At 54.5% G+C, this 24601-nt stretch carries 29 protein-coding genes, 1 tRNA gene and 1 other RNA gene; 13 read left to right on the forward strand and 18 right to left on the reverse strand.

Annotated elements, in window-relative coordinates; translation table 11 throughout:
- Together ABLV07_RS06725 and ABLV07_RS06730 are read left to right on the forward strand one after the other, a co-directional pair.
- Nucleotides 1-151, forward strand: a non-coding RNA gene (locus tag ABLV07_RS06725) — RtT sRNA; the annotation flags it as partial.
- Nucleotides 152-184: 33 nt separating this feature from the next.
- Nucleotides 185-260, forward strand: a tRNA-Lys gene (locus ABLV07_RS06730).
- Nucleotides 261-410: 150 nt separating this feature from the next.
- Here ABLV07_RS06730 and ABLV07_RS06735 read toward each other — a convergent pair.
- Nucleotides 411-548 (reverse strand): hypothetical protein, encoded by a 138-nt coding sequence (locus ABLV07_RS06735; protein WP_306305877.1) that lies wholly within the window; start codon nt 546-548, stop codon nt 411-413.
- Between the two features lie 81 nt (nt 549-629).
- Between ABLV07_RS06735 and nadA the strand changes: the two genes are divergently transcribed.
- Together nadA and pnuC are read left to right on the forward strand one after the other, a co-directional pair.
- The gene (gene nadA, locus ABLV07_RS06740) at nt 630-1673 is read left to right on the forward strand and encodes a quinolinate synthase NadA (RefSeq protein ID WP_015704773.1); all 1044 of its coding nucleotides are present in this window, start codon (nt 630-632) and stop codon (nt 1671-1673) included.
- Between the two features lie 35 nt (nt 1674-1708).
- Entirely contained in the window at nt 1709-2428 is a 720-nt protein-coding gene (gene pnuC, locus ABLV07_RS06745; protein WP_045360047.1) for a nicotinamide riboside transporter PnuC, read from the forward strand.
- On the opposite strand, the gene zitB is transcribed toward pnuC, so the two are convergent.
- Nucleotides 2425-3363, reverse strand: coding sequence for a CDF family zinc transporter ZitB (gene zitB / locus ABLV07_RS06750; RefSeq protein ID WP_015367655.1), 939 nt, complete (start codon nt 3361-3363; stop codon nt 2425-2427). The two genes, pnuC and zitB, sit on opposite strands and share 4 nt — an antisense overlap.
- Before the next feature lie 114 nt (nt 3364-3477).
- Nucleotides 3478-3849: a YbgS-like family protein gene (locus tag ABLV07_RS06755; RefSeq protein ID WP_015367654.1), complete on the reverse strand. Its 372-nt coding sequence runs from the start codon at nt 3847-3849 to the stop codon at nt 3478-3480.
- A gap of 314 nt (nt 3850-4163) precedes the next feature.
- Between ABLV07_RS06755 and aroG the strand changes: the two genes are divergently transcribed.
- Nucleotides 4164-5216, forward strand: a complete 1053-nt coding sequence (aroG, locus tag ABLV07_RS06760) for a 3-deoxy-7-phosphoheptulonate synthase AroG (protein WP_045386614.1) — start codon at nt 4164-4166, stop codon at nt 5214-5216.
- 110 nt (nt 5217-5326) lie between these two features.
- Here the strand turns inward: aroG and gpmA are convergent, their stop codons facing one another.
- From gpmA to modE, 7 genes are all read right to left on the reverse strand, one after another.
- On the reverse strand, nt 5327-6079 hold the full coding sequence (gene gpmA / locus ABLV07_RS06765; RefSeq protein WP_015367652.1) for a 2,3-diphosphoglycerate-dependent phosphoglycerate mutase: 753 nt from the start codon (nt 6077-6079) through the stop codon (nt 5327-5329).
- Nucleotides 6080-6313: 234 nt separating this feature from the next.
- Nucleotides 6314-7357 (reverse strand): galactose-1-epimerase, encoded by a 1044-nt coding sequence (galM, locus tag ABLV07_RS06770; RefSeq protein ID WP_032707639.1) that lies wholly within the window; start codon nt 7355-7357, stop codon nt 6314-6316.
- Nucleotides 7351-8499 (reverse strand): galactokinase, encoded by a 1149-nt coding sequence (gene galK, locus ABLV07_RS06775; RefSeq protein WP_015367650.1) that lies wholly within the window; start codon nt 8497-8499, stop codon nt 7351-7353. Before galK ends, galM begins: the two co-directional genes overlap by 7 nt.
- On the reverse strand, nt 8499-9548 hold the full coding sequence (galT, locus tag ABLV07_RS06780; RefSeq protein ID WP_015367649.1) for a galactose-1-phosphate uridylyltransferase: 1050 nt from the start codon (nt 9546-9548) through the stop codon (nt 8499-8501). Before galT ends, galK begins: the two co-directional genes overlap by 1 nt.
- A gap of 31 nt (nt 9549-9579) precedes the next feature.
- Complete coding sequence (galE, locus tag ABLV07_RS06785) at nt 9580-10596, reverse strand: UDP-glucose 4-epimerase GalE (protein ID WP_015367648.1); 1017 nt, start codon at nt 10594-10596, stop codon at nt 9580-9582.
- Nucleotides 10597-10802: 206 nt separating this feature from the next.
- Nucleotides 10803-12278 carry a molybdate ABC transporter ATP-binding protein ModF gene (gene modF / locus ABLV07_RS06790; protein ID WP_047055649.1) on the reverse strand — a complete coding sequence of 492 codons (1476 nt, stop codon included), beginning with the start codon at nt 12276-12278 and terminating at the stop codon, nt 10803-10805.
- 67 nt (nt 12279-12345) lie between these two features.
- Nucleotides 12346-13134, reverse strand: coding sequence for a molybdenum-dependent transcriptional regulator (modE, locus tag ABLV07_RS06795; protein ID WP_032712906.1), 789 nt, complete (start codon nt 13132-13134; stop codon nt 12346-12348).
- Between the two features lie 153 nt (nt 13135-13287).
- Here modE and ABLV07_RS06800 point away from each other — a divergent pair, with 153 nt between their 5' ends.
- The 4 genes from ABLV07_RS06800 to modC all read left to right on the forward strand — a co-directional run bounded on the left by ABLV07_RS06800 (nt 13288) and on the right by modC (nt 16088).
- Nucleotides 13288-13437: an AcrZ family multidrug efflux pump-associated protein gene (locus ABLV07_RS06800; protein WP_015367645.1), complete on the forward strand. Its 150-nt coding sequence runs from the start codon at nt 13288-13290 to the stop codon at nt 13435-13437.
- Between the two features lie 127 nt (nt 13438-13564).
- On the forward strand, nt 13565-14341 hold the full coding sequence (modA, locus tag ABLV07_RS06805) for a molybdate ABC transporter substrate-binding protein (RefSeq protein WP_348853480.1): 777 nt from the start codon (nt 13565-13567) through the stop codon (nt 14339-14341).
- Entirely contained in the window at nt 14338-15027 is a 690-nt protein-coding gene (modB, locus tag ABLV07_RS06810) for a molybdate ABC transporter permease subunit (RefSeq protein WP_015367643.1), read from the forward strand. The genes modA and modB overlap by 4 nt, the downstream gene beginning before the upstream one ends.
- A gap of 2 nt (nt 15028-15029) precedes the next feature.
- Nucleotides 15030-16088, forward strand: a complete 1059-nt coding sequence (gene modC / locus ABLV07_RS06815) for a molybdenum ABC transporter ATP-binding protein ModC (RefSeq protein ID WP_126027587.1) — start codon at nt 15030-15032, stop codon at nt 16086-16088.
- On the opposite strand, the gene ABLV07_RS06820 is transcribed toward modC, so the two are convergent.
- Nucleotides 16089-16907, reverse strand: a complete 819-nt coding sequence (locus ABLV07_RS06820) for a pyridoxal phosphatase (RefSeq protein WP_032705589.1) — start codon at nt 16905-16907, stop codon at nt 16089-16091.
- A gap of 184 nt (nt 16908-17091) precedes the next feature.
- Between ABLV07_RS06820 and pgl the strand changes: the two genes are divergently transcribed.
- A complete protein-coding gene (gene pgl / locus ABLV07_RS06825; RefSeq protein WP_015367640.1) occupies nt 17092-18087 on the forward strand; it encodes a 6-phosphogluconolactonase in 996 nt (331 codons plus the stop codon).
- Nucleotides 18088-18149: 62 nt separating this feature from the next.
- On the opposite strand, the gene ABLV07_RS06830 is transcribed toward pgl, so the two are convergent.
- The 3 genes from ABLV07_RS06830 to ycgZ form a co-directional block, all read right to left on the reverse strand.
- Complete coding sequence (locus tag ABLV07_RS06830; protein WP_015367639.1) at nt 18150-18416, reverse strand: biofilm development regulator YmgB/AriR family protein; 267 nt, start codon at nt 18414-18416, stop codon at nt 18150-18152.
- A gap of 47 nt (nt 18417-18463) precedes the next feature.
- Nucleotides 18464-18766 (reverse strand): hypothetical protein, encoded by a 303-nt coding sequence (locus ABLV07_RS06835; protein ID WP_026612370.1) that lies wholly within the window; start codon nt 18764-18766, stop codon nt 18464-18466.
- A gap of 65 nt (nt 18767-18831) precedes the next feature.
- Entirely contained in the window at nt 18832-19077 is a 246-nt protein-coding gene (ycgZ, locus tag ABLV07_RS06840; RefSeq protein WP_015367637.1) for a regulatory protein YcgZ, read from the reverse strand.
- A gap of 309 nt (nt 19078-19386) precedes the next feature.
- On the opposite strand from ycgZ, the gene ABLV07_RS06845 reads away from it, so the two are divergent.
- Together ABLV07_RS06845 and ABLV07_RS06850 are read left to right on the forward strand one after the other, a co-directional pair.
- Nucleotides 19387-20598 carry a diguanylate phosphodiesterase gene (locus ABLV07_RS06845; RefSeq protein WP_020079328.1) on the forward strand — a complete coding sequence of 404 codons (1212 nt, stop codon included), beginning with the start codon at nt 19387-19389 and terminating at the stop codon, nt 20596-20598.
- A 156-nt stretch (nt 20599-20754) separates the two neighbouring features.
- Entirely contained in the window at nt 20755-21489 is a 735-nt protein-coding gene (locus tag ABLV07_RS06850; protein WP_015704784.1) for a MerR family transcriptional regulator, read from the forward strand.
- 53 nt (nt 21490-21542) lie between these two features.
- On the opposite strand, the gene ABLV07_RS06855 is transcribed toward ABLV07_RS06850, so the two are convergent.
- Both ABLV07_RS06855 and ABLV07_RS06860 read right to left on the reverse strand, forming a co-directional pair.
- Nucleotides 21543-22097, reverse strand: a complete 555-nt coding sequence (locus tag ABLV07_RS06855; protein ID WP_015367634.1) for a helix-turn-helix transcriptional regulator — start codon at nt 22095-22097, stop codon at nt 21543-21545.
- A 28-nt stretch (nt 22098-22125) separates the two neighbouring features.
- Nucleotides 22126-22338: a hypothetical protein gene (locus ABLV07_RS06860; RefSeq protein WP_015367633.1), complete on the reverse strand. Its 213-nt coding sequence runs from the start codon at nt 22336-22338 to the stop codon at nt 22126-22128.
- A 391-nt stretch (nt 22339-22729) separates the two neighbouring features.
- On the opposite strand from ABLV07_RS06860, the gene blc reads away from it, so the two are divergent.
- The gene (gene blc, locus ABLV07_RS06865; protein ID WP_015367631.1) at nt 22730-23263 is read left to right on the forward strand and encodes an outer membrane lipoprotein Blc; all 534 of its coding nucleotides are present in this window, start codon (nt 22730-22732) and stop codon (nt 23261-23263) included.
- Here the strand turns inward: blc and ABLV07_RS06870 are convergent.
- Both ABLV07_RS06870 and ABLV07_RS06875 read right to left on the reverse strand, forming a co-directional pair.
- A complete protein-coding gene (locus ABLV07_RS06870; protein WP_015704786.1) occupies nt 23260-24054 on the reverse strand; it encodes a membrane protein in 795 nt (264 codons plus the stop codon). The genes blc and ABLV07_RS06870 overlap by 4 nt on opposite strands.
- The gene (locus ABLV07_RS06875) at nt 24051-24584 is read right to left on the reverse strand and encodes a sigma-70 family RNA polymerase sigma factor (protein WP_047075772.1); all 534 of its coding nucleotides are present in this window, start codon (nt 24582-24584) and stop codon (nt 24051-24053) included. The genes ABLV07_RS06870 and ABLV07_RS06875 overlap by 4 nt, the downstream gene beginning before the upstream one ends.
- Nucleotides 24585-24601: the final 17 nt, after the last annotated feature.

Consider the following 24601-nt stretch of genomic DNA (forward strand, 5'->3'; position numbering starts at 1 on the left):
CAGTTGACTTTTAATCAATTGGTCGCAGGTTCGAATCCTGCACGACCCACCAATCTTTAACGGTGGTTTCTGGTAGAACGTGAAGGATAACGTTGCGATAGCAACGGCCCGTAGGGCGAGGCAAAGCCGAGTCATCCTGCACGACCCACCATCCTGAATGATTACAGCAGTAAAATCCCGCAAGGGGTCGTTAGCTCAGTTGGTAGAGCAGTTGACTTTTAATCAATTGGTCGCAGGTTCGAATCCTGCACGACCCACCATTCAACATTGAACTTTGATGTTGAACGTGAAGGATAACGTTGCGTCAGCAACGGCCCGTAGGGCGAGGCGAAGCTGAATCATCCTGCACGACTCACCAATGTAAAAAGGCGCCCTAAAGGCGCCTTTTTGCTATGCGTCATTCTCCACAATCATCTCCATGTTCGCACTACGCTTACCGTGACTCCATAGCGCACGAACCGGTAGCCCGGGAAGATGCGAGCATCGTCCCCGGGGAATACAAAATTCATCACGACATTTCGCTTGCGATCGGCTATCTTGTTTAGCATATAAAACATAGTGACCGTATTAAGGCGATACAAAGCGATATTTACGGTTTCAAAGTTAAGCCAGTAAAACGAGATTGCATGATGAGCGTAATGTTTGATCCTGAAACGGCGATTTATCCTTTCCCGCCAAAACCACAACCGTTGAACCGTGACGAAAAAGTGTTTTACCGCGAGAAAATTAAACGCCTGCTGCGTGAACGCGACGCCGTGATGGTGGCGCATTACTACACCGATCCTGAAATTCAGCAACTGGCCGAAGAGACCGGCGGCTGTATTGCCGACTCGCTGGAAATGGCGCGTTTTGGCGCGCGTCACCCGGCCTCCACGCTGCTGGTTGCCGGAGTGCGTTTTATGGGCGAAACGGCCAAAATTCTTAGTCCGGAAAAGACCATTCTGATGCCAACGCTGAATGCGGAGTGTTCTCTGGATCTCGGCTGTCCCATTGATGACTTTAACGCGTTTTGCGATGCTCATCCGGATCGCACCGTGGTGGTCTATGCCAATACGTCAGCGGCGGTAAAAGCGCGCGCCGACTGGGTAGTGACTTCCAGCATCGCCGTGGAATTGATTGAACATCTCGATAGCCTCGGACAAAAGATACTTTGGGCGCCGGACCGCCATCTTGGCCGCTATGTACAGCGCCAGACCGGGGCCGACGTGCTGTGCTGGCAGGGCGCCTGCATCGTCCATGATGAATTTAAAACCCAGGCGCTGGCGCGCATGAAGGGGCTCTACCCCGACGCGGCGATCCTGGTGCATCCGGAATCACCGCAGGCGATTGTCGACATGGCGGATGCGGTAGGATCAACCAGCCAATTAATTGCTGCGGCGAAAAGCCTGCCGCAGCGCCAGCTTATCGTGGCCACCGATCGCGGGATCTTCTATAAAATGCAGCAGGCGGTACCGGAAAAAGATCTGCTGGAAGCGCCTACGGCAGGTGAGGGCGCAACCTGTCGTAGCTGCGCCCATTGTCCGTGGATGGCGATGAACGGCCTGAAAGCGATAGCGGAAGGGTTAGAGCAGGGCGGCGTTGAACACGAAATTCACGTTGACGCCAAACTGCGTGCCGGGGCATTAATTCCGCTTAACCGTATGCTGGAATTTGCGGCTACACTACGGGGATAACTCATTACCGCGTCGCGTTACGCTTAGGGGATAAAATGGATTTTTTCAGTACGCAGAATATTTTAGTGCATATACCGATCGGCGCCGGCGGCTACGATCTGTCGTGGATTGAGGCGGTGGGGACCATCGCCGGCCTGTTATGCATCTGGCTTGCGAGCCTGGAAAAGATCAGCAACTATGCCTTCGGCCTGGTGAACGTGACGCTTTTTGCGATCATCTTCTTCCAGATCCAACTGTACGCCAGCCTGCTGCTGCAGCTGTTTTTCTTCGCGGCGAACGTTTACGGCTGGTACGCGTGGTCAAGGCAGACCAGCGATAACGAAGTGGAACTGAAAATTCGCTGGCTGCCGCTGCCAAAAGCGCTGGCCTGGCTGGCGGGCTGCGTGGTGGCTATCGGCCTGATGACGGTGTTTATTAACCCGGTGTTTGCCTTCCTGACCCGTATCGCCGTCAACCTGATGCAAATGCTCGGGCTGCAGGTGGCGATGCCGACGCTGGAACCGGATGCTTTCCCATTCTGGGATTCCTGCATGATGGTGCTGTCGATTGCCGCGATGGTATTGATGACGCGTAAATATGTTGAGAACTGGCTGCTGTGGGTGATCATCAACGTCATTAGCGTGGTGATATTCGCTCTTCAAGGAGTGTATGCGATGTCGCTGGAATATTTGCTGCTGACGTTCATTGCCCTGAACGGCAGCCGGATGTGGATAAATAGCGCGCGTGAGCGGGGTTCTCACGCGCTTTCACGTTAATGGTGATGATGATGCTCATGTCCGGAATGCGCCAGATTCAGGTGGCATTCCGGGCCGCTGCAGGGGCGGTACTCCATCTGTACCGTCACATGCTCAATTTCATATTTATGCTCAATAAAATGCTGGATGCTATCAAGTAGCGCATCGTGATCGTGTGGCGGCACGACCTGTACGTGCAGCGTCATCACCGGTTTTTCCCCCACCAGCCAGACGTGAACGTGGTGAACGTCGCGGACTTCAGGTATCGAGCGGCGTAGATCGCGGCCTAATGCTTCGACATCCAGCGAGCGCGGCGCGCCCTCCAACAACTCATTCATACTCTCCTGCAGCAGTCGCCAGGCGCTGCGCAGTACTAAACACGACACCAGCACCGAGAGGATCGGGTCAATCGGCGTCCAGCCGGTCATCAGAATGACGATAGCGGCCACGATGGCGCCGACGGAACCCAATAGATCTCCCAGCACATGCAGTGCCGCCGCGCGGACGTTAAGATTACTTTCGGCGCTGCCGCGGTGCAGGATCCAGAAGGCGAGGATATTGGCCAGCAGTCCGGCGACGGCGATAACCATCATGGTTTTTCCCGCCACCGGCTGCGGATGGTTAAAACGCTGTACCGCTTCCCAGAAGATGAAAATGGTAATGACCACCAGGGCGATGGCGTTGACGAAGGCGGCGAGAGTAGTTAAACGCAGCCAGCCAAAGGTGTGGCGGCTATTTGGCGGCCGGCTGGCGAAGCGCACCGCCAGCAGAGCGAACAGGAGGGCGGCGGAATCGGTGAGCATATGTCCGGCATCGGCGAGCAGGGCCAGGGAACCGGAAATGACGCCGCCGATGGCCTCAATAATCATAAAACCGGCGGTTACGATAAAAGCCCAAAGCAGCCGGTTGGCGTTACTGTTTTCGCCAGCAGGGGTCGGTGAATGTGCATGCGCCATGATGTCATCCCTTAATAGTTATCATTATTACACTATGACATCTTACCGAAATTCAGCGAACAAAGGGATCAAGGTGAGCATTGCCACCTCGATCCCTTATCTCACCCGTTTCAATTACTGCGAAGTGCCATCCGTTTTGCTGGCATCGTTGTTCATGCCATTGCCGCTTTCCATTTTTTTATCCGTATCCGGACAGCGTCCATCTTTGCACATGCTGTTTTTATGGACCTCGTCGCTCGACATCCCGTCATGATTCATCGTCGAACCATCAGGATGAAGCATGGTGCCGCCGGAGTTTATTTTGTCGTTATCGACATTATTTGGCGCCACGTTTTCACGGGCATCGGGCGCAACCTGTCCGGCATCAGCGGCGGAATTGGCCTGACCGTTGTTCGATTGCGCGCCGCTATCGGCGGCCAGCGCGGCGCCGCTGGCTAAGCTTAAGGTGGCGGTGAGAAGTAGGGCTGTGAGTTTATTCATATTCATCGGATACTCCTGCTTAGTCGATTTGTTAGCTAAACGCGCCAACATAGATGTGCCAGGGATCTGCGGTGCTATGGTTTAACACTCCGCCTTAGCGTGAGGATTTAAAATATAATACTGAAAATAAACATTTAATTGGATGTTGCAGTTAAAAATTGTAGTTGGCTGGCAGGATTTCGCTACTTTATGGCGTATTTTTCCCTAATTCCAGGATTATTCCATCGTCAGTGTAAAATCACGTTTACACTTTTTGACCGAAGAGATAGATTGGAAGGATTGCATTTCATTGTATAAGTATGGCAACGCCTGGAAAGAAGATGAATTATCAGAACGACGATTTACGCATTAAAGAGATCAACGAATTATTACCTCCCGTTGCGCTCCTGGAAAAATTCCCCGCTACCGAAAATGCTGCTAATACCGTTGCACATGCTCGCAAAGCGATTCACAACATCCTCAAAGGCAACGACGATCGTCTGCTGGTGGTAATTGGTCCGTGCTCTATTCACGACCCTGCCGCGGCGAAAGAGTATGCCAGCCGCCTGCTGACACTGCGTGAAGCGCTCAAAGGCGAGCTGGAAATCGTTATGCGCGTCTATTTTGAAAAACCGCGCACCACCGTCGGTTGGAAGGGGCTAATTAACGATCCGCACATGGATAACAGCTTCCGCATTAACGACGGGCTGCGTATCGCGCGTAAGCTGCTGCTGGAAATCAACGACAGCGGTTTGCCAGCGGCGGGCGAGTTCCTTGACATGATCACCCCGCAATATGTGGCGGACCTGATGAGCTGGGGGGCAATCGGCGCGCGTACCACTGAATCCCAGGTGCATCGTGAACTCTCTTCCGGCCTCTCATGCCCGGTTGGCTTCAAAAATGGCACCGATGGCACCATCAAGGTCGCTATCGATGCGATCAACGCTGCTGGCGCGCCGCACTGTTTCTTATCGGTAACGAAGTGGGGCCATTCCGCTATTGTGAACACCAGCGGCAACAGCGATTGCCATATCATTCTGCGTGGCGGTAAAGAGCCGAACTATAGCGCTCAGCACGTTGCCGAAGTGAAAGTGGGTCTGGCAAAAGCCGGTCTGCCGGCGCAAATCATGATCGACTTCAGCCACGCTAACTCCAGCAAGCAGTTTAAAAAGCAGATGGAAGTCGGCGCCGATGTGTGCCAGCAGATTGCCAGCGGTGAAAACGCGATTATGGGCGTGATGATTGAAAGCCACCTGGTGGAAGGCAATCAGAGCCTGGAAAGCGGCGAACCGCTGACCTACGGCAAGAGCGTGACCGACGCCTGCATCGGCTGGGAAGATACCGAGACCATCCTGCGCCAGCTGGCGGATGCGGTTAAAGCGCGCCGCGGCTAGCCTGTGCTTTGCCATCGCTGGCTGCCTTCGCGTTGCGCCAGCGATAGCTAAAAATAAAAAAGCGTGGAAAATTCCACGCTTTTTTGTTGTCGAAATAATTCAGTTGCTTATTACTTCGCTTTACCCTGGTTAGCGACAGCCGCGGCCTTCGCAGCGATTTCGTCAGCATTGCCCAGGTAGTAGTGTTTGATCGGCTTGAAGTTTTCATCGAACTCATACACCAGCGGTACGCCGGTCGGGATGTTCAGTTCGAGGATCTCGTCTTCGCCCATGTTGTCGAGGTATTTCACCAGCGCACGCAGGGAGTTACCGTGAGCGGCGATAATGACGCGCTCGCCGCTTTTCAGGCGCGGCAGAATGGTTTCGTTCCAGTAAGGTACGACGCGGTCAATGGTCAGCGCCAGGCTCTCGGTGGTCGGCAGTTCCGCATCGGTCAGCTTCGCGTAACGCGGATCGTGGCCCGGATAACGTTCGTCATCTTTGGTCAGTTCCGGCGGGGTGACGGCAAAGCCGCGACGCCACTGTTTAACCTGCTCGTCGCCATACTTTTCAGCGGTTTCGGCTTTGTTCAGGCCCTGCAGCGCGCCGTAGTGACGTTCGTTCAGTTTCCAGGATTTCTCAACCGGCAGCCAGGCCTGATCCAGTTCGTCCAGCACGTTCCACAGGGTGTGGATGGCACGTTTCAGCACGGAGGTATAAGCAAAATCAAAGCTGAAGCCTTCTTCCTTCAGCAGTTTACCCGCCGCTTTCGCTTCGCTAACGCCTTTTTCAGACAGGTCAACGTCGTACCAACCGGTGAAACGGTTTTCGTTGTTCCATTGGCTCTCGCCGTGACGAACTAGTACCAGCTTAGTTACAGCCATTCTCTTACTCCTCCTACACGCAACCCGACTACTGTGGTGTATGTGTTTATTGATTGATAACTATTCTCATTATATTGCCGTGATTTGCCTCACGGCAATGCTTATCCCTAACCATAGCGAAAATAGTGACGCAGTGTAAGATGCTTGTAAAACACCGGTTAGTTTTTTGTCTTTTAGCGGTGCAAATTACAGCAAAAAGGCGAAAAAAAACCCTCCGTAGGGAGGGTTATGACGTTATCCGGCGATAAACTGATATTCCGTCAGGCTAACGTATTCGGCGCCGGGCCGTAATACGCAATCTGGCTGCGGCCAGTGCGGATGATTGGGGGAGTCCGGCAGGAACTCGCTTTCCAGCGCCAGCCCTTGCCAGTCGCCGTAAGGTTGACTGCCGCGCGATGGCGTGCCGCCGAGATAGTTACCGGAATAAAACTGCAGCGCCGGGGCCGAGGTGTACACCGTCAGCTGTAGCTTTTCATCCTGCGACCAGACATGCGCCGCCGGCTGGCGGGCGTCGCCTTTGGCCTGCAGCAGAAAGGCGTGATCGTAACCTTTCACTTTTTGCTGGTCAGCATCGGCAAGAAACTCTCCAGCAAGCACCTTCGGCGCGCGGAAATCAAAGCTGGTGTACTCCACGTCGCGCAAATCGCCATACGGAATACCGTCGCTCTCCACCGGCAGATACTGGTCGGCCAGGATCTGCAGGCGGTGGTGGCGCACGTCGCCCTGCGCGCCGTCGAGGTTAAAATAGACATGGTTAGTCATATTGACCGGGCAGGGCTTATCAACGGTGGCGCGGTACTCAATGGCGATACGATTATCGTCAGTCAGGCGATAGCGCGCGGTTGCCTGAAGATGACCCGGGAAGCCCTGATCGCCATCGGCGGAGTCGAGCGCAAACAGCACCTGGCTGTCGTCGTGGCTGACAATTTGCCAGCGACGTTTGTCGAAGCCGTCCGGCCCGCCGTGGAGCTGGTGGCCGGCCTCGTTCGACGGGGTTAAGTTCACGACTTCGCCATCGAGCGTGAAGCGGCTGTTGGCGATACGGTTAGCGTAGCGGCCGACGGATGCGCCCAGAAATGCCGCCTGCTGGCGATATTGCTGCGGCGTGGCGCAGCCAAGCAACGCTTCGCGCAGGCTGCCATCGGCAAGAGGCACTTGCGCGGAGAGTAGCGTCGCGCCCCAGTCCATCACCGTTACGCTCATCCCGGCGTCATTACGCAGCGTTATCACGTTCCACGGCTGTCCGTCGGGCGCGAGTTCGTGGGTTGGCGTTAGCATTGGCCGGCTCCCTGGGATGGTTTGCAGACGTAAAACGTCTCTTTAATGCCGGTTTTCGCTTCATACTGAGCGGCTACCGCCTGCTGTACTTTTTCAACCAGTGCTTCCGGTATCAGGGCAACGATGCAGCCGCCAAAGCCGCCGCCGGTCATACGCACGCCGCCCTGGTCGCCGATAACCGCTTTGACAATCTCAACCAGCGTATCAATTTGCGGTACGGTGATTTCAAAATCATCGCGCATGGAGGCGTGAGACTCTGCCATCAGTTGGCCCATGCGCTGCAGGTCGCCGTTTGCCAGCGCGCTCGCCGCTTCGACGGTACGGGCGTTTTCGGTTAACACATGGCGCACGCGTTTTGCCACAATCGGGTCCAGCTCGTGGGCCACGGCATTAAATTGCGCAAGCTCAACGTCACGCAGAGCGGGCTGCTGGAAGAAACGCGCGCCGGTTTCACACTGTTCGCGGCGGGTGTTGTATTCGCTGCCGACCAGCGTGCGTTTAAAGTTGCTGTTGATAATCACCACCGCGACGCCTTTCGGCATTGACACCGCTTTGGTGCCAAGGGTGCGGCAGTCAATCAGCAGCGCATGATCTTTTTTACCCAGCGCCGAAATAAGCTGGTCCATAATGCCGCAATTACAGCCGACGAACTGGTTTTCCGCTTCCTGGCCGTTAAGGGCGATTTGCGCGCCGTCGAGCGGCAGATGATATAGCTGCTGGAACACGGTGCCGACGGCGACTTCCAGCGAAGCCGAGGAGCTTAAACCCGCGCCCTGCGGTACGTTGCCGCTGATGACCAGATCGGCGCCGCCGAAGTGGTTATTGCGCTTCTGCAGGTGTTTGACCACGCCGCGTACGTAGTTTGACCACTGTTGGGTATCGTGGCTAACGATAGGCGCATCGAGGGAAAACTCGTCGCGCTGATTATCGTAATCGGCGGCAATGACCCGCACGATACGGTCGGAACGCGGCGCGCAGCTGACAACGGTTTGATAGTCAATGGCGCACGGCAGCACGAAACCATCGTTGTAATCGGTATGTTCGCCAATCAGGTTGACGCGGCCCGGCGCCTGAATGACGTGACTGGCAGGGTAGCCAAACTGTTCAGCAAACAGCGCCTGGGTGTTCTCTTTCAGACTCATTATTCAACTCCTGATTCACGAAAATGGATATCGCTAACGGCACGTAACTTTTCGGCGGCTTGCTCCGCCGTGAGATCGCGCTGGGTTTCGGCTAGCATTTCGTAGCCGACCATAAATTTGCGCACCGTGGCGGAGCGCAACAGCGGCGGGTAAAAGTGAGCGTGCAGCTGCCAGTGTTGATTATCTTCATTATTAAACGGCGCGCCGTGCCAGCCCATGGAGTAGGGGAAGGAGGTCTGGAACAGGTTGTCGTAACGGCTGGTCAGCTTTTTCAGCGCCAGCGCCAGGTCGTGGCGCTGGGCTGCGGTTAAATCGGTCAGACGCTGGATGTGCGTTTTTGGCAGCAGCAGCGTCTCAAATGGCCAGGCCGCCCAATACGGGACCACGGCCAGCCAGTGTTCGGTTTCTACAACGGTACGGCTGCCGTCGGCCAGTTCGCGTTGCACATAATCCACCAGCATCGGTGAACCCTGCTCAGCGAAATATTTCTTTTGCAGACGGTCTTCACGTTCCGCCTCATTGGGCAGGAAACTGTTGGCCCATACCTGGCCGTGAGGATGCGGGTTGGAGCAGCCCATCGCCGCGCCTTTATTTTCGAAGACCTGGACCCAGGGATAACTTTTCCCAAGGTCCGCGGTCTGCTCTTGCCACGTTTTAACCACGCCTTCCAGTGCTTCAATGCTCAGTTCCGGCAGCGTTTTGCTGTGGTCTGGCGAGAAGCAGATAACCCGACTGGTGCCGCGGGCGCTTTGGCAGCGCATCAGCGGATCGTCGCTCTCCGGAGCGTCCGGCGTATCGGTCATCAATGCGGCAAAGTCGTTGGTAAACACGTAGGTGCCGGTGTAATTCGGGTTAGTGTCGCCGGTGACGCGGGTATTGCCCGGGCACAAGAAACAATCCGCATCGTGCGCGGGCAACGTTTGTTTTGCCGGCGTCTCCTGCGCCCCTTGCCAGGGGCGCTTGGCGCGATGCGGTGAAACCAGAATCCACTGCCCGGTTAACGGGTTATAACGACGGTGCGGATGGTCGACGGGGTTAAATTGCGTCATGGTATTTCCTTAGAGCCTTACCTTTAGGCTATTAGTCCGGATAACCCTGCGGATGACGGGACTGCCAGTGCCAGGTGTCCTGCGCCATTTCGTCAAGGTTGCGCGTCACGCGCCAGTTCAGCTCGCGGTCGGCTTTGGCGGCATCAGCCCAGTAGGCCGGGAGATCGCCATCGCGGCGCGGCGCGAAGTGATAATTAATCGGTTTACCGCAGGCTTTGCTGAAGGCGTTGACCACGTCCAGCACGCTGCTGCCGACGCCTGCGCCGAGGTTGTAGATATGTACGCCAGCTTTGTTCGCCAGTTTTTCCATGGCGGCGACGTGACCGTCGGCGAGGTCCATCACGTGGATGTAGTCGCGCACGCCGGTGCCGTCTTCGGTCGGATAGTCGTTACCGAATACCGCCAGTGATTCGCGACGGCCAACGGCAACCTGCGCGATATACGGCATCAGGTTGTTTGGAATGCCCTGCGGATCTTCGCCCATATCGCCTGATGGATGCGCGCCGACCGGGTTGAAGTAGCGCAGCAGCGCGATGCTCCAGTCTGGCTGGGCTTTCTGCAGGTCGGCGAGGATCTGCTCAACCATCAGTTTGCTTTTACCGTAGGGGCTTTGCGGGGTACCGGTCGGGAAGCTTTCAACATAAGGGATCTTCGGCTGGTCGCCGTAGACGGTCGCGGAGGAGCTGAAAATAAAGTTTTTAACGCCGGCTGCGCGCATAGCGGAAACTAATTTAAGTGTACCGGTGACGTTATTGTCGTAATATTCCAGCGGCTTGGCGACGGACTCGCCGACGGCTTTCAGGCCGGCAAAATGGATCACGGCTTCGATAGCGTGATCGTGCAGAATTTCCGTCATCAGCGCTTCATTACGAATATCGCCTTCGACAAAGGTGGCTTTCTTGCCGCCGAGACGTTCAATGACCGGCAATACGCTGCGTTTACTGTTGCAGAGATTGTCGAGAATAATCACATCATGTCCCTGCAGCAGCAGCTGTACGCAAGTATGACTTCCAATGTAACCGCTACCACCTGTGACCAGTACTTTCATGATTCGCTCCAATAGGCTTATCGTGTGAGAAGAAGATAGCATACCAAAGAAGGGAAAAGTGTGACACAGGCCAAAATGGTGGAATCGTTTACACTTGATGTGATATTAAGACTGATTTTAGTTAATTCTTTATAAAACAGATAATTGTGGTGATTATTGGTTATTTCTCTGAAAAAATACAGGGATCCGCAGACCCCTGTATAGCGCTATTCTGCCAGCGGACCGAGGCGGTAAGTGTAACCGTCTCCACTGCGAATGAACTCCAGACGGTGGGTAATGCAGTCAGGGGCATCTTCGGCATGATGCGATACAAACAGCAGCTGCGTGGCCCCTTCGCCAATTAAAACATCAACAAAACGACGTACCAGTTGACGATTCAGCGGATCCAGTCCCTGTAACGGTTCATCGAGTATCAGCAGGGTCGGGTGTTTGACCAGCGCGCGAACGATCAGCGCCAACCGCTGCTGCCCCCACGACAGACTATGGAACGGCGCGTCGGCGGTGCGTTTATCAATGCCGAGAATATCCAGCCAGCGCTGGACCAGCTTGTGCTGCTTATCAGAGACCGCCTGATAAATGCCTATCGAATCAAAGTAGCCGGAAAGGATCACGTTACGCACGTTAGTGCTGACACGGTATTCCAGATGCAGGCTGCTGCTGACATAGCCAATATGTTTTTTGATATCCCAGATGGTCTCGCCGCTGCCGCGACGGCGGCCAAACAACGTCAGGTCGTTGCTGTAACCCTGTGGATGGTCGCCGGTGATCAGGCTCAGCAATGTGGATTTGCCCGCGCCGTTGGGGCCGACAATCTGCCAGTGTTCGCCGGGGTTCACCGTCCAGCTTAGCTGGTTAATGATCGCTTTATCGTTATACGACACCGTGCCGTCGTTAAGGACGATAAGCGGAGCGTTCGCCGCTAAGTCGTGCCGGGCGGCGGGGGCATCCGGTTCTGGTAGCGTCATACCGGCAAGTTTTTCGCTATGCGCCAGTTGGGCAACCAGCGCCTGTTGTAATAACGCCTGTTTCTCGCCGGTTTCGCTCAGCGTGCAATCCGCCAGCACGCCGGCATATTCAATGAATTCTGGAATCTCATCGAAGCGGTTGAGTACCAGTACCAGGGTGATGCCTGCCTGATGCAGGCTGGCCAGTAGGTCGGCCAACTGTTGGCGCGAAGCGACATCCAGGCCATCAAACGGCTCGTCGAGAATCAGCAGGTCAGGGTCGCTCATCAGCGCCTGGCAGAGGAGCGTTTTGCGGGTTTCGCCCGTCGACAGATATTTAAAGCGCCGCGTCAGCAGGTGGCTAATACCAAACTGCTCCGCCAGCCGGGCACAGCGTTCCGGGTCGCGTCTTTCATCTTCGATGATTTCCGCGGTGGTGCGACCGGTATCTTCTTCGCCGGGACTGAGCATATCGGTGTTGTTACGTTGCCACTCGTCGCTGACCAGTTTCTGCAGCTGTTCGAAGGAGAGGCGAGTAGTACGCTGAAATGCGCTTTCGCGCTGCCCGTTTAACAGAGTCAGTTCACCGGCCAGCGCTCTGGCCAGCGCCGATTTACCGCTACCGTTACTGCCGACGAAAGCCCAGCTTTCGCCAGCGCGCAGCGTGAGGCGATCGATATGTAAGGTTTTTATATCGCTAAGGCGAAACGTGCCTTGCGAAATTTGCAATGATGACATTGTGTATCCCACTTTTTGCAGCGTTGTGCTTCAGGGATACGTCTTCACGGCAATAAAGTCAATGCCATTAGCATAAGGTTGCCAGAATGATGCGATCGGCATTGAAGTAGGCGATCGCCTGCGCGCCTTCCTGCAAGCCGTCGGTTTGCGCCGTTGACAGCGTGGCGCACAGGTTTTGCCCATCCGGCAACGCCATGATGACTTCGCACCGCTCCGGCCCGCGTTCAATGTGGCTGATGCGCCCGGTAAGCTGGTTGTCTGCCTGCTGCGCCACGGCGTGGTCAAGCGTGATGCCGACCCACGGCGCTTTCAGTAACACCAGCACTTCCTGGCCTTCAGTGAGCCCGAGGCGGTCGGCACTTTGAGCGGTAATGGCGACTTTAAAACGGGTCTGGCCGTCCGCCAGCAGCACGTCGACATGTTGCTGTACCTGCTGGTGGTCGCGACCGGTGATGGTGCCGAACCACTGGTTGCGGGCGCTGGTTTGTAACGAGAAGCGGGAAATCGCCGCCAGCAAGCTGTCGAGGGGCAGGGCGTCATCGTCGCTTAGTACGTCGAAGGCTTTTTGTTGAATCTGCGCCAACAGATCGTATAACTGAATCAACCGCTGTCCATAGCGGGTCAGCACCGCGCCGCCGCCGCCTTTACCGCCAGTGGCGCGGTCGACCAGCGATTGTTCGCTAAGCTGGTTCATTTCGTTGATCGCATCCCATGCGCTTTTATAGCTGATACCGGCGTTCTTCGCCCCCTGGCTAATTGAGCCAGTCCGATCAATCTGCTTGAGTAAGGCTATCCGGCGGGGATCGGCGAACAGGCGCTGTTGAAGCTTAAGCGTAAGAAGGATTTCGGCCTGCATAATCAATTCCTGACGTAAAAAGCGTATTGTGAACGATAGCGTCCATCTTGCAACAGCCATCTGCCGCAGCGGCGGTGAGGCACCGCACAAATGGGGCGTGTTTTTCCGGCTGAAATGGTTACAATGAAGTATTCGTACTATCTGGAGCCAACCATGTTAGAGCTGTTGAAAAGTCTGGTATTTGCTGTCGTCATGGTACCTGTGGTGATGGCGGTCATCCTCGGTCTGATTTACGGTCTCGGCGAAGTGTTCAACATTTTCTCCGGCGTCGGTCATAAAGACAGCAGCCAGCAAAATCACTGATTCCCCAACGCCCGGCTCGCCGGGCGTTTTCTTTTGTACCTATCCTGATTACCCCTAAATCGCGCTGGGAAATCCTGAGCATAGTCGTTATATTATTCGCTACATAACGAACACACAGGAGTTTCCAATGGCAGGTCAATGGTCGCGTTTTCTAACCGGAGCGGCTTTAACGCTCTGCGTTTCTGGTCATGCGCTGGCGCAGGACGGCAAAATTACCGTTTTTGCCGCGGCGTCGTTAACCAACGCTATGCAGGATATCGCGCAAGCCTATAAAAAAGCGCACCGTGTTGAAGTAGTCTCTTCCTTTGCTTCTTCCTCCACGCTGGCGCGCCAGATTGAAGCCGGCGCCCCCGCCGATCTGTTTATTTCTGCGGACCAGAAATGGATGGACTATGCCGTAGACAAAAAATCAATCGATACGGCTTCCCGCACCACGCTGCTGGGCAATAGCCTGGTGGTGGTGGCGCCGAAAGCCAGCGATCGCGGCGATATCGCCATTAATGATAAAACCGACTGGGTCAGCCTGCTGCAAGGCGGGCGTCTGGCGGTCGGCGATCCGGATCACGTGCCGGCGGGGATCTACGCCAAAGAAGCGCTGCAGAAACTGGGGGCCTGGGAGACGTTGTCGCCGAAGCTCGCGCCGGCAGAAGACGTGCGCGGCGCGCTGGCGCTGGTGGAGCGCAACGAAGCGTCGCTGGGCATCGTCTACGGCTCTGATGCCGTCGCCAGCAAGGGGGTTAAAGTGGTGGGCACCTTCCCGGAGGATTCGCACAAAAAAGTCGAGTATCCGCTGGCTATCGTTGATGGGCATAAAAATGCTACCGTAACCGCGTTTTACGACTACCTCAAAGGCCCGGAAGCCTCGGCTATCTTTAAACGTTACGGATTCACCACACAGCAATGATTTTAAGCGATCCCGAATGGCAGGCGGTACTGCTGAGCCTGAAAGTTTCATCCCTGGCGGTGGTTTGCAGCTTACCTTTTGGGATCTTTTTTGCCTGGCTGCTGGTGCGCCGCCATTTTCCCGGCAAAGCGTTACTCGATAGTATTATACATCTACCGCTGGTGCTGCCGCCGGTGGTAGTCGGCTATCTGCTGCTGATTTCCATGGGGCGGCGCGGCTTTATTGGCAGTTGGTTATACGACTGGTTTGGTCTGACTTTCGCCTTCAGCTGGCGGGGGGCGGTACTGGCGGCGGCGGTGATGTCATTTCCGCTGATGGTGCGGGCGATACGCCTCGCGCTTGAAGGGGTGGACGTGAAGCTTGAACAGGCGGCGCGCACCCTCGGGGCTAATCGCTGGCGGGTATTTTTCACCATCACGCTGCCGTTGACCCTGCCGGGCATTATTGTCGGTACGGTGCTGGCTTTCGCCCGTTCGCTGGGAGAGTTTGGCGCGACGATCACCTTTGTCTCAAACATTCCTGGCGAAACGCGCACCATTCCTTCCGCGATGTATACCCTGATTCAAACGCCCGGCAGCGAAGGCGCCGCCGCGCGGTTATGCATCATCTCTATTGTCCTGGCGCTGGTATCGCTGCTGGTGTCTGAATGGCTGGCGCGCCTTAGCCGTAAGCGGATGGGAAAATAACTATGCTGGAGCTCGATTTTAGCCAGACGTTGGGCAACCACTGCCTCGAAGTGCATGAAACCCTGCCCGCCAGCGGCATTACCGCTATTTTCGGCGTCTCGGGCGCGGGCAAAACCTCGCTGATTAATGCGATCAGCGGGCTGACGCAGCCGCAGCAGGGGCGAATTGTGCTCAATGGCCGGGTGCTCAATGACGCGCGACAGCGCATCTGCCTGGCGCCGGAGAAGCGGCGTATCGGTTATGTGTTTCAGGACGCGCGGCTGTTTCCGCACTATAAAGTGCGCGGCAACCTGAAATATGGGATGGCCAAAAGCATGGCCGCGCAATTTGATAAGCTGGTGGCGTTATTGGGCATTGAGCACCTGCTGGAACGGCTGCCCGGTAGTTTGTCCGGCGGGGAAAAACAGCGGGTGGCGATTGGCCGCGCCCTGTTGACCGTGCCGGAATTGCTGCTGCTGGATGAGCCGCTGGCCTCGCTGGATATTCCGCGAAAGCGCGAATTACTCCCCTATTTACAGCGGCTGGCGCGCGAGATCCATATCCCGATGCTGTATGTCAGCCACTCGCTGGATGAAATTCAGCACCTGGCCGATAACGTGCTGGTGCTGGAAGCGGGAAAAGTGAAGGCGTTTGGCGATCTCGAAACGGTGTGGAGCAGCAGCGTGATGCATCCGTGGCTGCCGCAGGAGCAGCAGAGCACGATTCTTAACGTCTCGGTGATCGCGCAGCATCCGCAATATGCAATGACCGCGCTGGCGCTGGGCGATCAGCAACTATGGGTTAATCAGCTGGCGCGGGAGCCGGGCGAAGCGGCGCGTATTCGTATTCAGGCGTCGGATGTGTCGCTGGTGCTGGAGCATCCGCGACAAACCAGTATCCGGAATATTCTGCGCGCGCAGGTCGTTAGCTGTGTGGAAACCAACGGCCAGATCGAGGTACAGCTTACGGTCAGCGGCAGAACTCTATGGGCGCGAATTAGCCCGTGGGCGCGGGATGACCTGGGTGTCAGCCCAGGCCAGTGGCTATATGCGCAAATTAAGAGCGTATCGATCGCAGCCTGATTACAGCAAGTTACGATTGATAAAGTCGGCGATGCTGGTGGTTTCGTTTTCGCCGATCACCACCTTCGCCCGCGCTTTGACTTCTTCAACCGCGTTACCCATCGCCACGCCGGTCCCGACGGCTTCCAGCATGCTGAGGTCGTTGTAGTTATCGCCAAAGGCGATAACGTCCTGCATGGATAATCCTTGCGCGGCGACCCACTGCGCCAGGCGCTTGCCTTTGCTATTGCCGGCGCGGGCAATATCCACCTGATCGTGCCACGACCATTCACATTCCAGGCCCAGCTTCTGGCCGACGGTCTGCGCGAAGGCCTGCAGTTTCGGGATATTTTCGTCGGTAAGGGCGAATTTCCAAACCGCTTGTACTTCACGCGCCGCCTGTGCCAGAGAATCCACCTGGGTGAAAACCGGGCGCTGTTCAACCGGCAGCGACTGCGCCCAGTTAGTGGTGCGGATCACATGGCCGGTCGGACGTTCATAAAGCATGGCGTCATCGACGTACATCAGACCGTGAATATCGTGTTCGGCGAGCATGTTGGTGAGGCTGAGGGCCTTATCTACCGGCATCGGATCGGCTTCGAGAACCTTTTTTGCATGATAATCATACAAATAGGTACCATTACAACAAATTGCAGGTGTATCGAGAGCCAGTGCCTGATAAAAAGGATGGATAGCGACGTGATGTCGGCCGGTTACGACGATCACCTGATATCCAGCCTCCCGGGCGCGAGCCAGCGCATCGAGCGACGCCGGAAGAATCGTTTTTTTCGAGGTCAGTAGGGTGCCGTCTAAATCGAGGGCGATCACGCGTGAGGTCATGTGTTGGTTCCGGTAAATGGTGAAAAAGGGTCTGCCATGATGGTACACGGCTTCGTCTCAGGGGCAAATTTTTCAGCATCTACCGTTAAAAGCGTCTATACCATTCATCGTTGCGCCGCGCGCCGGATGAAATGTATAACGATGTCCACGAGCAGTTTCACGAGCAGTGAGGAAAGGAGTAGTCATGAAACAAACCGTATATACCGCCAGCCCGGAGAGCCATCAGATTCACGTCTGGAGCCTCAATGCTGAGGGAAATCTGACATTGGTTCAGGTTGTTGATGCCCCGGGCCAGGTGCAGCCGATGGTGGTAAGTCCGAACAAAGAGTATCTCTATGTCGGCGTTCGTCCGGAGTTTCGCGTCCTGGCTTACCGCATTGCGCCAGATAATGGCGCGCTGACTTTCGCCGGTGAAGCTGCGCTGCCGGGGAGCCCGACGCATATCTCCACCGACCATCAGGGCCGTTTTGTTTTTAGCGCTTCCTACAATCAGGGTTGCGTGAGCGTGACGCCATTGATTGACGGCCTGCCGGGCGAAACGGTCACCGTCGTCGAGGGGCTGGAAGGCTGTCACTCGGCCAATATTTCACCGGACAACCGCACGCTATGGGTACCGGCGCTGAAGCAGGATCGTATTTGCCTGTTTAACCTGAGCGACGACGGCTATCTGGCCGCACAGGAGCCGGCGGAAGTCACTACCGTTGAAGGCGCCGGTCCGCGGCATATGGTGTTCCATCCGAACCAGCAGTATGGCTACTGTGTGAATGAACTGAACAGCTCCGTTGACGTGTGGGAGCTTAAAGATCCGCACGGGAAAATTGAGTGCGTGCAGACGCTGGATATGATGCCGCCAGATTTCACCGGCGTGCGCTGGGCTGCGGATATTCATATTACGCCGGATGGCCGTCATCTTTATGCCTGCGATCGTACCGCCAGCATTATCACCATCTTCAGCGTTTCTGAAGACGGTAGCGTACTGTCTATTGAAGGCTACCAGCCGACCGAAGCGCAGCCGCGCGGCTTTAATCTCGATCACAGCGGTAAGTATTTGATTGCCGCCGGGCAGAAATCGCATCATATCGCAGTATATGAAATTGCCGGCGAGCAGGGGCTGTTAAAAGAGAAAGGGCGTTATGCTGTTGGTCAGGGCCCTATGTGGGTAGTGGTTAACGCGCATTAATGTGCTACTGATGGAATAAAAAAACCTCGCGCCGCGAGGTTTTTTTATTCGGACTGACAGGCTTAAATATCATCCATTGTATAGCCGACGACAATTTCCAGCGTCTTGCGAATCACATCCGCGGTGACCACGTTATCGGTGGTTTCCAGGGCATTGATCAACCATAAAATCAGCGCCTTATTGCTCAGATGCCCATCTGAGCTGAGGATACTGTCGATTGCCAGCGACATTACCGCAGATTCATCGACTAATTTATCTCCGGCGCTGCGGAAATATTCTGAGAGCGCTGTATCCTGCAGTCCTGCGTAAATATCTGATTGCTGATGCATAGTCTGTCTCATCATATTCTCACTTGTTTATTAAACTTGTTCGGGGATCAGTGTATTTTTTTGCCCGTCGGTTCGACGTTACTATCCACAACAACGGCTCTGTTTTCCCACTGGCCGTTAATCTTTTTAATGACCGGCGCGTGATTACCGCGCGTCGTGAGTCTGACGCTAATTTCATCGATAACGGCAATAATTGCATTCCTTCGCTGGCGGTTCGTTTCCGCTGCCTGCATTAACCGAAGTTTGACTAGCAGCGTCGGAATATTAATTGGCCGGTTTGTTTTAAGAAGAGATAAAACTGCCTCGCCAATAATCTCATCGCTAACCCGATCTGATTGACTGCTTTTCATCATCGTCCCTCTGCATGCCTCGTTGTTCCTGTAAGCCAGGTCAGGTGCAGGCCGACAGTCAGCGTTTACTCCTGACGCTCAAACAGCAGGCCAATCAACGTTTGATAATGATTTTCTTCTTCCGGGGCTCGTGCGACGTCAAGACGGCTCAGTAACTTGGTGCAAAGCGCTTTGCGGTTTAAATGCCGCCCTTCGGTGAGAATGTCCATCACGATTTCGCCCAGCGTCTCCTGCTGAGAAGGTAACGATGCTTTGTTGAAATACTGGGCTATCGCGTTCGCTGTATCTGGAATGTAACCATTCTGCTGCATATGCGCTCCTTTAATTTCACTCATCTGTTAACTGTGAGTAAACTTATACAATAATTTCTAACTTGTACATAGCGTATTGCGCAATAAATCGTGCCTGGAGTATAGTTGATTGAAAATTATTGATAAATTTGTTGTTTTTTTATTTTGTGTAAAATTGCAATGAGGGTTTTAAGCGTGACGGATTGTACAAGATTATGCGGCATGGCGGCGTTGTGTGTTCAATTTTTGTTAATATAAATACTTGTTTCGCAAGACGTATCGAACAGTAACTGCTACTGTGAATGCTTATACCTCTCATCTGGAACCGCTATGCTCACCACCATCATTTATCGCAGCCATATCTGCGACGATGTCTCATTCAAATCGCTCGAGTCGATGGTTGCTGCGGCTAACGAGAGAAATGGTCAGGCGGATGTCACCGGTATTTTACTTTTTAACGGTACGCATTTTTTCCAACTCATTGAGGGACCGGAAGAAAACGTACAGCAAATCTATCGACATATTTGCGCCGACCCGCGTCATTACAATCTGGTGGAGCTTTTGTGCGATTACGCGCCGGCTCGCCGCTTTGGTAAGGTCGGCATGGAGCTGTTTGATTTAAGGGAACACGATCGCGACGCGGTACTACAGAACGTGCTGGATAAGGGGACGACAAAATATCAGCTGACTTACGACGACCGGGCGCTGCATTTTTTCCGTACCTTTGTCGAAGCGACGGAAAAAGAGAATTATTATGAAATTCCGGCAGCTGATAGCTGGGATTTTACTGCTGATGAGAGCACGTTTTATCCGGCCGCACCCTGTATCGACGGCGCTGAATCATGCTGTTTTGCTTTTCAGCCGGTGGTTGACCCCTTTGCCTGCGAAATAATCTCCTGGGAAGCGCTGCTGCGTACCGTTGACGGAGAACCGCCCGCAGCCTATTTTGCCGGTTTGTCAGGCGATGAGATTTACGTCGCGGATCTGCAAAGTAAACGGGTTGCGCTGGCCATTGCCGGTAAGTTAGGCCTGCGTGAACGTACGCTGACCATCAATCTACTGCCGATGACGCTGGTGAAAGTGGCGGATGCGGTGCCATTCCTGCTAACGGAAATTCAGCGCAACGATTTGATTCCGGAACAAATTATTGTTGAATTCACCGAGCGTGAAGTGATTTCGCGAATGGATGAGTTTACCGATGCCGTACGCAAATTGAAGGGGGCGGGAATACGCGTCGCTATCGATCACTTTGGTGCCGGTTTTGCCGGGCTATCGCTGCTGGCGCAATATCAACCGGATCGAATTAAAATTGACCAACAGCTGATCCGCAACATCCATCGTGACGGGCCGCGTCAGGCTATCGTGCAGGCGATTATTAAATGCTGTCACTCGCTGGAAATTGCCGTATCGGTGGTTGGCGTTGAGCAGGCGGAGGAGTGGATGTGGCTGGAGGCGGCGGGTATTTCTCATTTCCAGGGAAATCTGTTTGCCAGCCCGCGACTGGGTGGTCTGCCGGCTATCGCCTGGCCGGGGAAAATATGATCCCTCCTGGGATAGCGTAAACATACTTTCATCCTTTTTCCCGCACGCTGTGAGCTGCAACCTGATATCTTTATCTGTACAAGAAAAGAGAGTTGTACAGTATGCCTAAATTCGTTAGTTTAGGCGCTAAAGTATCAGGTTGAGATAAGGCGGCTTATGGCTTTTTACAGTATCGGTGAAGTAGCCGAGCGTTGCGGAATCAATCCGGTCACCCTTCGAGCCTGGCAGCGGCGTTACGGTTTGCTGAAACCGCAGCGTAGCGAAGGCGGGCACCGTCAGTTTGATGAAGAAGATATTCAGCGAATCGAAGAAATTAAGCGCTGGATAGAACGTGGCGTTTCAGTGGGCAAGGTGAAAGCGCTGCTGGAAGGCCAGCTACCTGCCGCCCGTGACGAATCCGCACAGTTGCAGGAAGAGATGATGAGTATCCTGCGCTATATGCAGCCGGCCAAAATCCGCGCCAAAATCACCGCATTAAGTCATCAGCATCCCGTCGACACCCTGCTTGATAGCCTGTTCGCGCCGGTGCGCCAGCGGCTGAAACTCGATCAAAACACCTCGATGGTCATCAGCAGCATGTTGGATGGCATATTGATTGATTGCGTGGCGCTGTTTTTAGCGGAATCGCGTAAAAAAAATGGCAAGGAGACGCTGCTGGTGGGGTGGGGGAATGAAGACCGCACCGGCCTATGGCTGGAAGCCTGGCGTCTTTCGCAACGCGGTTGGCATGTTAACGTGCTGGCGGAACCGTTAGAATCTCCCCGCCCGGAGCTGTTTCCTGGACAACATATTTTCGTCTGGACCGGGCGCCCCGCCTCGCCGCTGCAACTGGAGCTGCTGGGCCACTGGCAGGAACAGGGCTTTAGTATTCACTTCCACGGTAACGAATAAAAAAACCTGCCTTGCAAGTGAGGCAGGTTGCTGTTTGCTTACGTCGCGCGTGCTCACAGATGGATTTGACTCCAGGACTTAAATGTTTCGCTACGGCTGATATTAAAGAAATCGGTCCTGCCGCTGCAGCCCAGTTTTTTTATCAGATTCAAACGGATTTGATAAATTGTCTTAATATGCAAGTTTAGCGAGCGACCAATACTGGCAATGGCTTCGCCATTACTGATGAGCTGAATGACCTTCTTTTCTCGCTCGGTAAACTGTATCAGTTCGCCAGGAGAAGTATGCGATTTATAATAACGGGTCGGTTGATTGAGAAATGTTTTTAATTCAGCAGGGGTCGATCTGGCGGGGATGCGTAACATTGGCAGTTCGCTAAGGAAATTAAGATCGTTGCCTTCGGTTAATAAAATAAAAATCGTTTCCCGACGATTATATTTGTGTTGCAACACCGAGAAATAGCTATCGCTGGTGAAGAAAACATGCTTTTTGCGAAAGCAACTTTCTGGCAGCGTGCGCAGAATAAGGCTGATACCACTCATCAGAAAGTGGTTGTCAATCCACAGGTCATAGCGTTCGGAACAAATGTGCGTGTGTTTACTGAACATTTTGGTCTCCACGAAGCGGATGGACGAATTAATGACGAATACCACAGCGCAGAATATCCAGCGCCTGTAAATAGATATCAGCAAGTATTTCATTACTTTCTATTTGTAACCGTTGATTAATCTCACTAATTAATTGAAGATCGTCAACGGTTTTATTTTCCTGTAATAAGCTATTTTCTATGTTTTTCAGCAATGCGCAGTTAGCTATAAACTGCACAGGGATCGTATTTTTGATATGCATAAGCCTGAATCTCCCACGCGATAAATAAAAGCCGCTGGCGTAAACGATTTGCACATCGTTTACGCCAAAACATTGCGGACAGGCAACGGTAAAACAGGAACCACCTCAAAATAACCGCGGCGTTGGCGCAGACTGCTGACCCGAGCGCGCGCGTAAAATCGAGCTACCCGTCAACTATAGACGCTCAGAGGAAAGTTGTACAAATTTCTATGGAATAATTTGTACAAATTAGCGGTTAGTGAATGTGTTTTTAATTATGTTATTGATATATATGTTTTTTATTCTCATGTTTCTTGTACAGACAAGGCGGTAAATCTCTCTGAAAAACGACTAATGCTCTCTGCGCGGGGTTATACTTGTCTGCCAGGAAAGAGAAAAAGGAGGATATGCGATGAAACTATGGCCAATTCTGACCGGGGTTGCGGTATCGCTGGCGTTGGTCGCCTGTAAAACCCCAACGCCACCTCAAGGGGTAAAACCGATAAACCATTTTGACGCCAGCCGTTATCTGGGGCGCTGGTATGAAGTCGCGCGTCTGGAAAACCGTTTTGAACGAGGTCTGGAGCAGGTGACGGCAACCTACAGTATGCGTGACGACGGCGGCATTCGCGTACTCAATCGAGGATTTGACCCGCGCAACAAACGCTGGCGCGAGAGCGAGGGCAAAGCCTATTTTACCGGCGCTTCCACCACGGCAGCGCTGAAAGTCTCTTTCTTCGGCCCCTTCTATGGCGGGTATAACGTGATCGCGCTCGACGAGGACTACCAGTACGCGCTGGTAAGCGGTCCAAACCGCGACTATTTATGGCTGCTTTCGCGCGCCCCTGATATTCCGTCCCACATTCGACAGCAGTACCTTGCCCTGGCCGCTGAGCTCGGTTTTGCGGTTAACAAACTGGTGTGGGTGCCGCAGGCGAAGGCTTAAACTATCGCCTGCCGCAGGGTGTGCGCCGCATCGTTGAGCACGGGCGCCGGCATACGGCCGATCAGCGCAAACTGGTAGCCGCCGTGGCGCCACCAGCGCAGGTTCATGCCCTGACGCTGCTCATTTTGCGGCGGTGAGGCGGATTGCCGGGCGGCGGGTGAAATACAAAGCGCGACCGGGCCGTAACCGGTATGCAGCCAGAGGATTTGCGTGATCGAGGTACTTTCGTAGCGCAGCATACGGACCATTTTCAGCTCCGCCTCAGGCAAGGCGAGCTGGCGTCGTTCTAGCAACAGTCCTGTATCCTGCGCCGAACGACGCAGGCCACGGTCGAGCATCGCGGGTGAATTATCAACATCGGCCACGGTTTCCGCGCTATATAGCGACATGTACTGGGCTTCAAGACGGCGAATATTCTCGTCATCGTCTTCCTGCGGCTCAGGCCGCCAGAAATAACTTGCTGCGCTACCGATAACCAACAGGCCCAATGAGGCGGCAATCAGCGCGCGACGGCTGAAGCGCGCCTGATTTTGCGCTTTACTTTTCGGCCCGGTGAGGTAGGGCGCCAGTTTCGCCTGCATCCGCGCCACGGGCGCTTCATCAATCAGGGCGGCGAAAGCATGTTGATAAGGCTGATGATTATTCATTAACCTGGCGGTGCGGCTGGCGAGCTGCGGGTCGCGGGCAAAGGTTTCGCTAAAACGGCGGGCGTCCTCCGCGCACATTTCGCCATCAAGCCAGGCGACAATGGCCTCGTCCTGCCAGGGTGGGGAAAAGCGAATAGGGTTCATGAGCGTTTCTCCTGCGCCGGGGGCGAAATCGCCGGCGTTTTGGCCAGTGTTTCCCGCGCGGCAGCCAGCCGACTCATAATGGTGCCAATAGGTACCGATAGCGTCTCGGCGGCTTCCTGATAACTAAACCCCTCGACATACACCAAAAAGACGGCATTACGCTGCGCCTCGGGCAGTTGATTAACCCGCAGCATAAGTTGCCGATAGCGCCACCGCGTATCGTCCTGTTCGCCAGGCTCGGGGGCGGCCAGCTCCTCACACTCGACAAACCCCTGGCCGAGGCGAACCTGGCGGGCGCGCAGCTCTGAAATCCAGATTGAGTGCAAAATGGCGAATAGCCACCTGTCGATGCGGGTGCCGGGGGTAAACTGCGCGCTCTTTTCGAGCGCGCGAAGGCAGGTGGCCTGCACCAGCTCCTCGGCGACGTCGCGGTTGTGCGAGAGTACGAGGCCGTAGCGCCACAGGCGAGAAAGATGGGCGGCAAGTTGGCTATCAACGATACGGTTAGCGATGTTCTTATCCTTATTGATTCTGGCGAATCACGACT

It is taken from the genome of Klebsiella sp. CN_Kp097, assembly GCF_040064495.1.
GTDB classification, from domain to species: Bacteria; Pseudomonadota; Gammaproteobacteria; order Enterobacterales; family Enterobacteriaceae; genus Klebsiella; species Klebsiella aerogenes.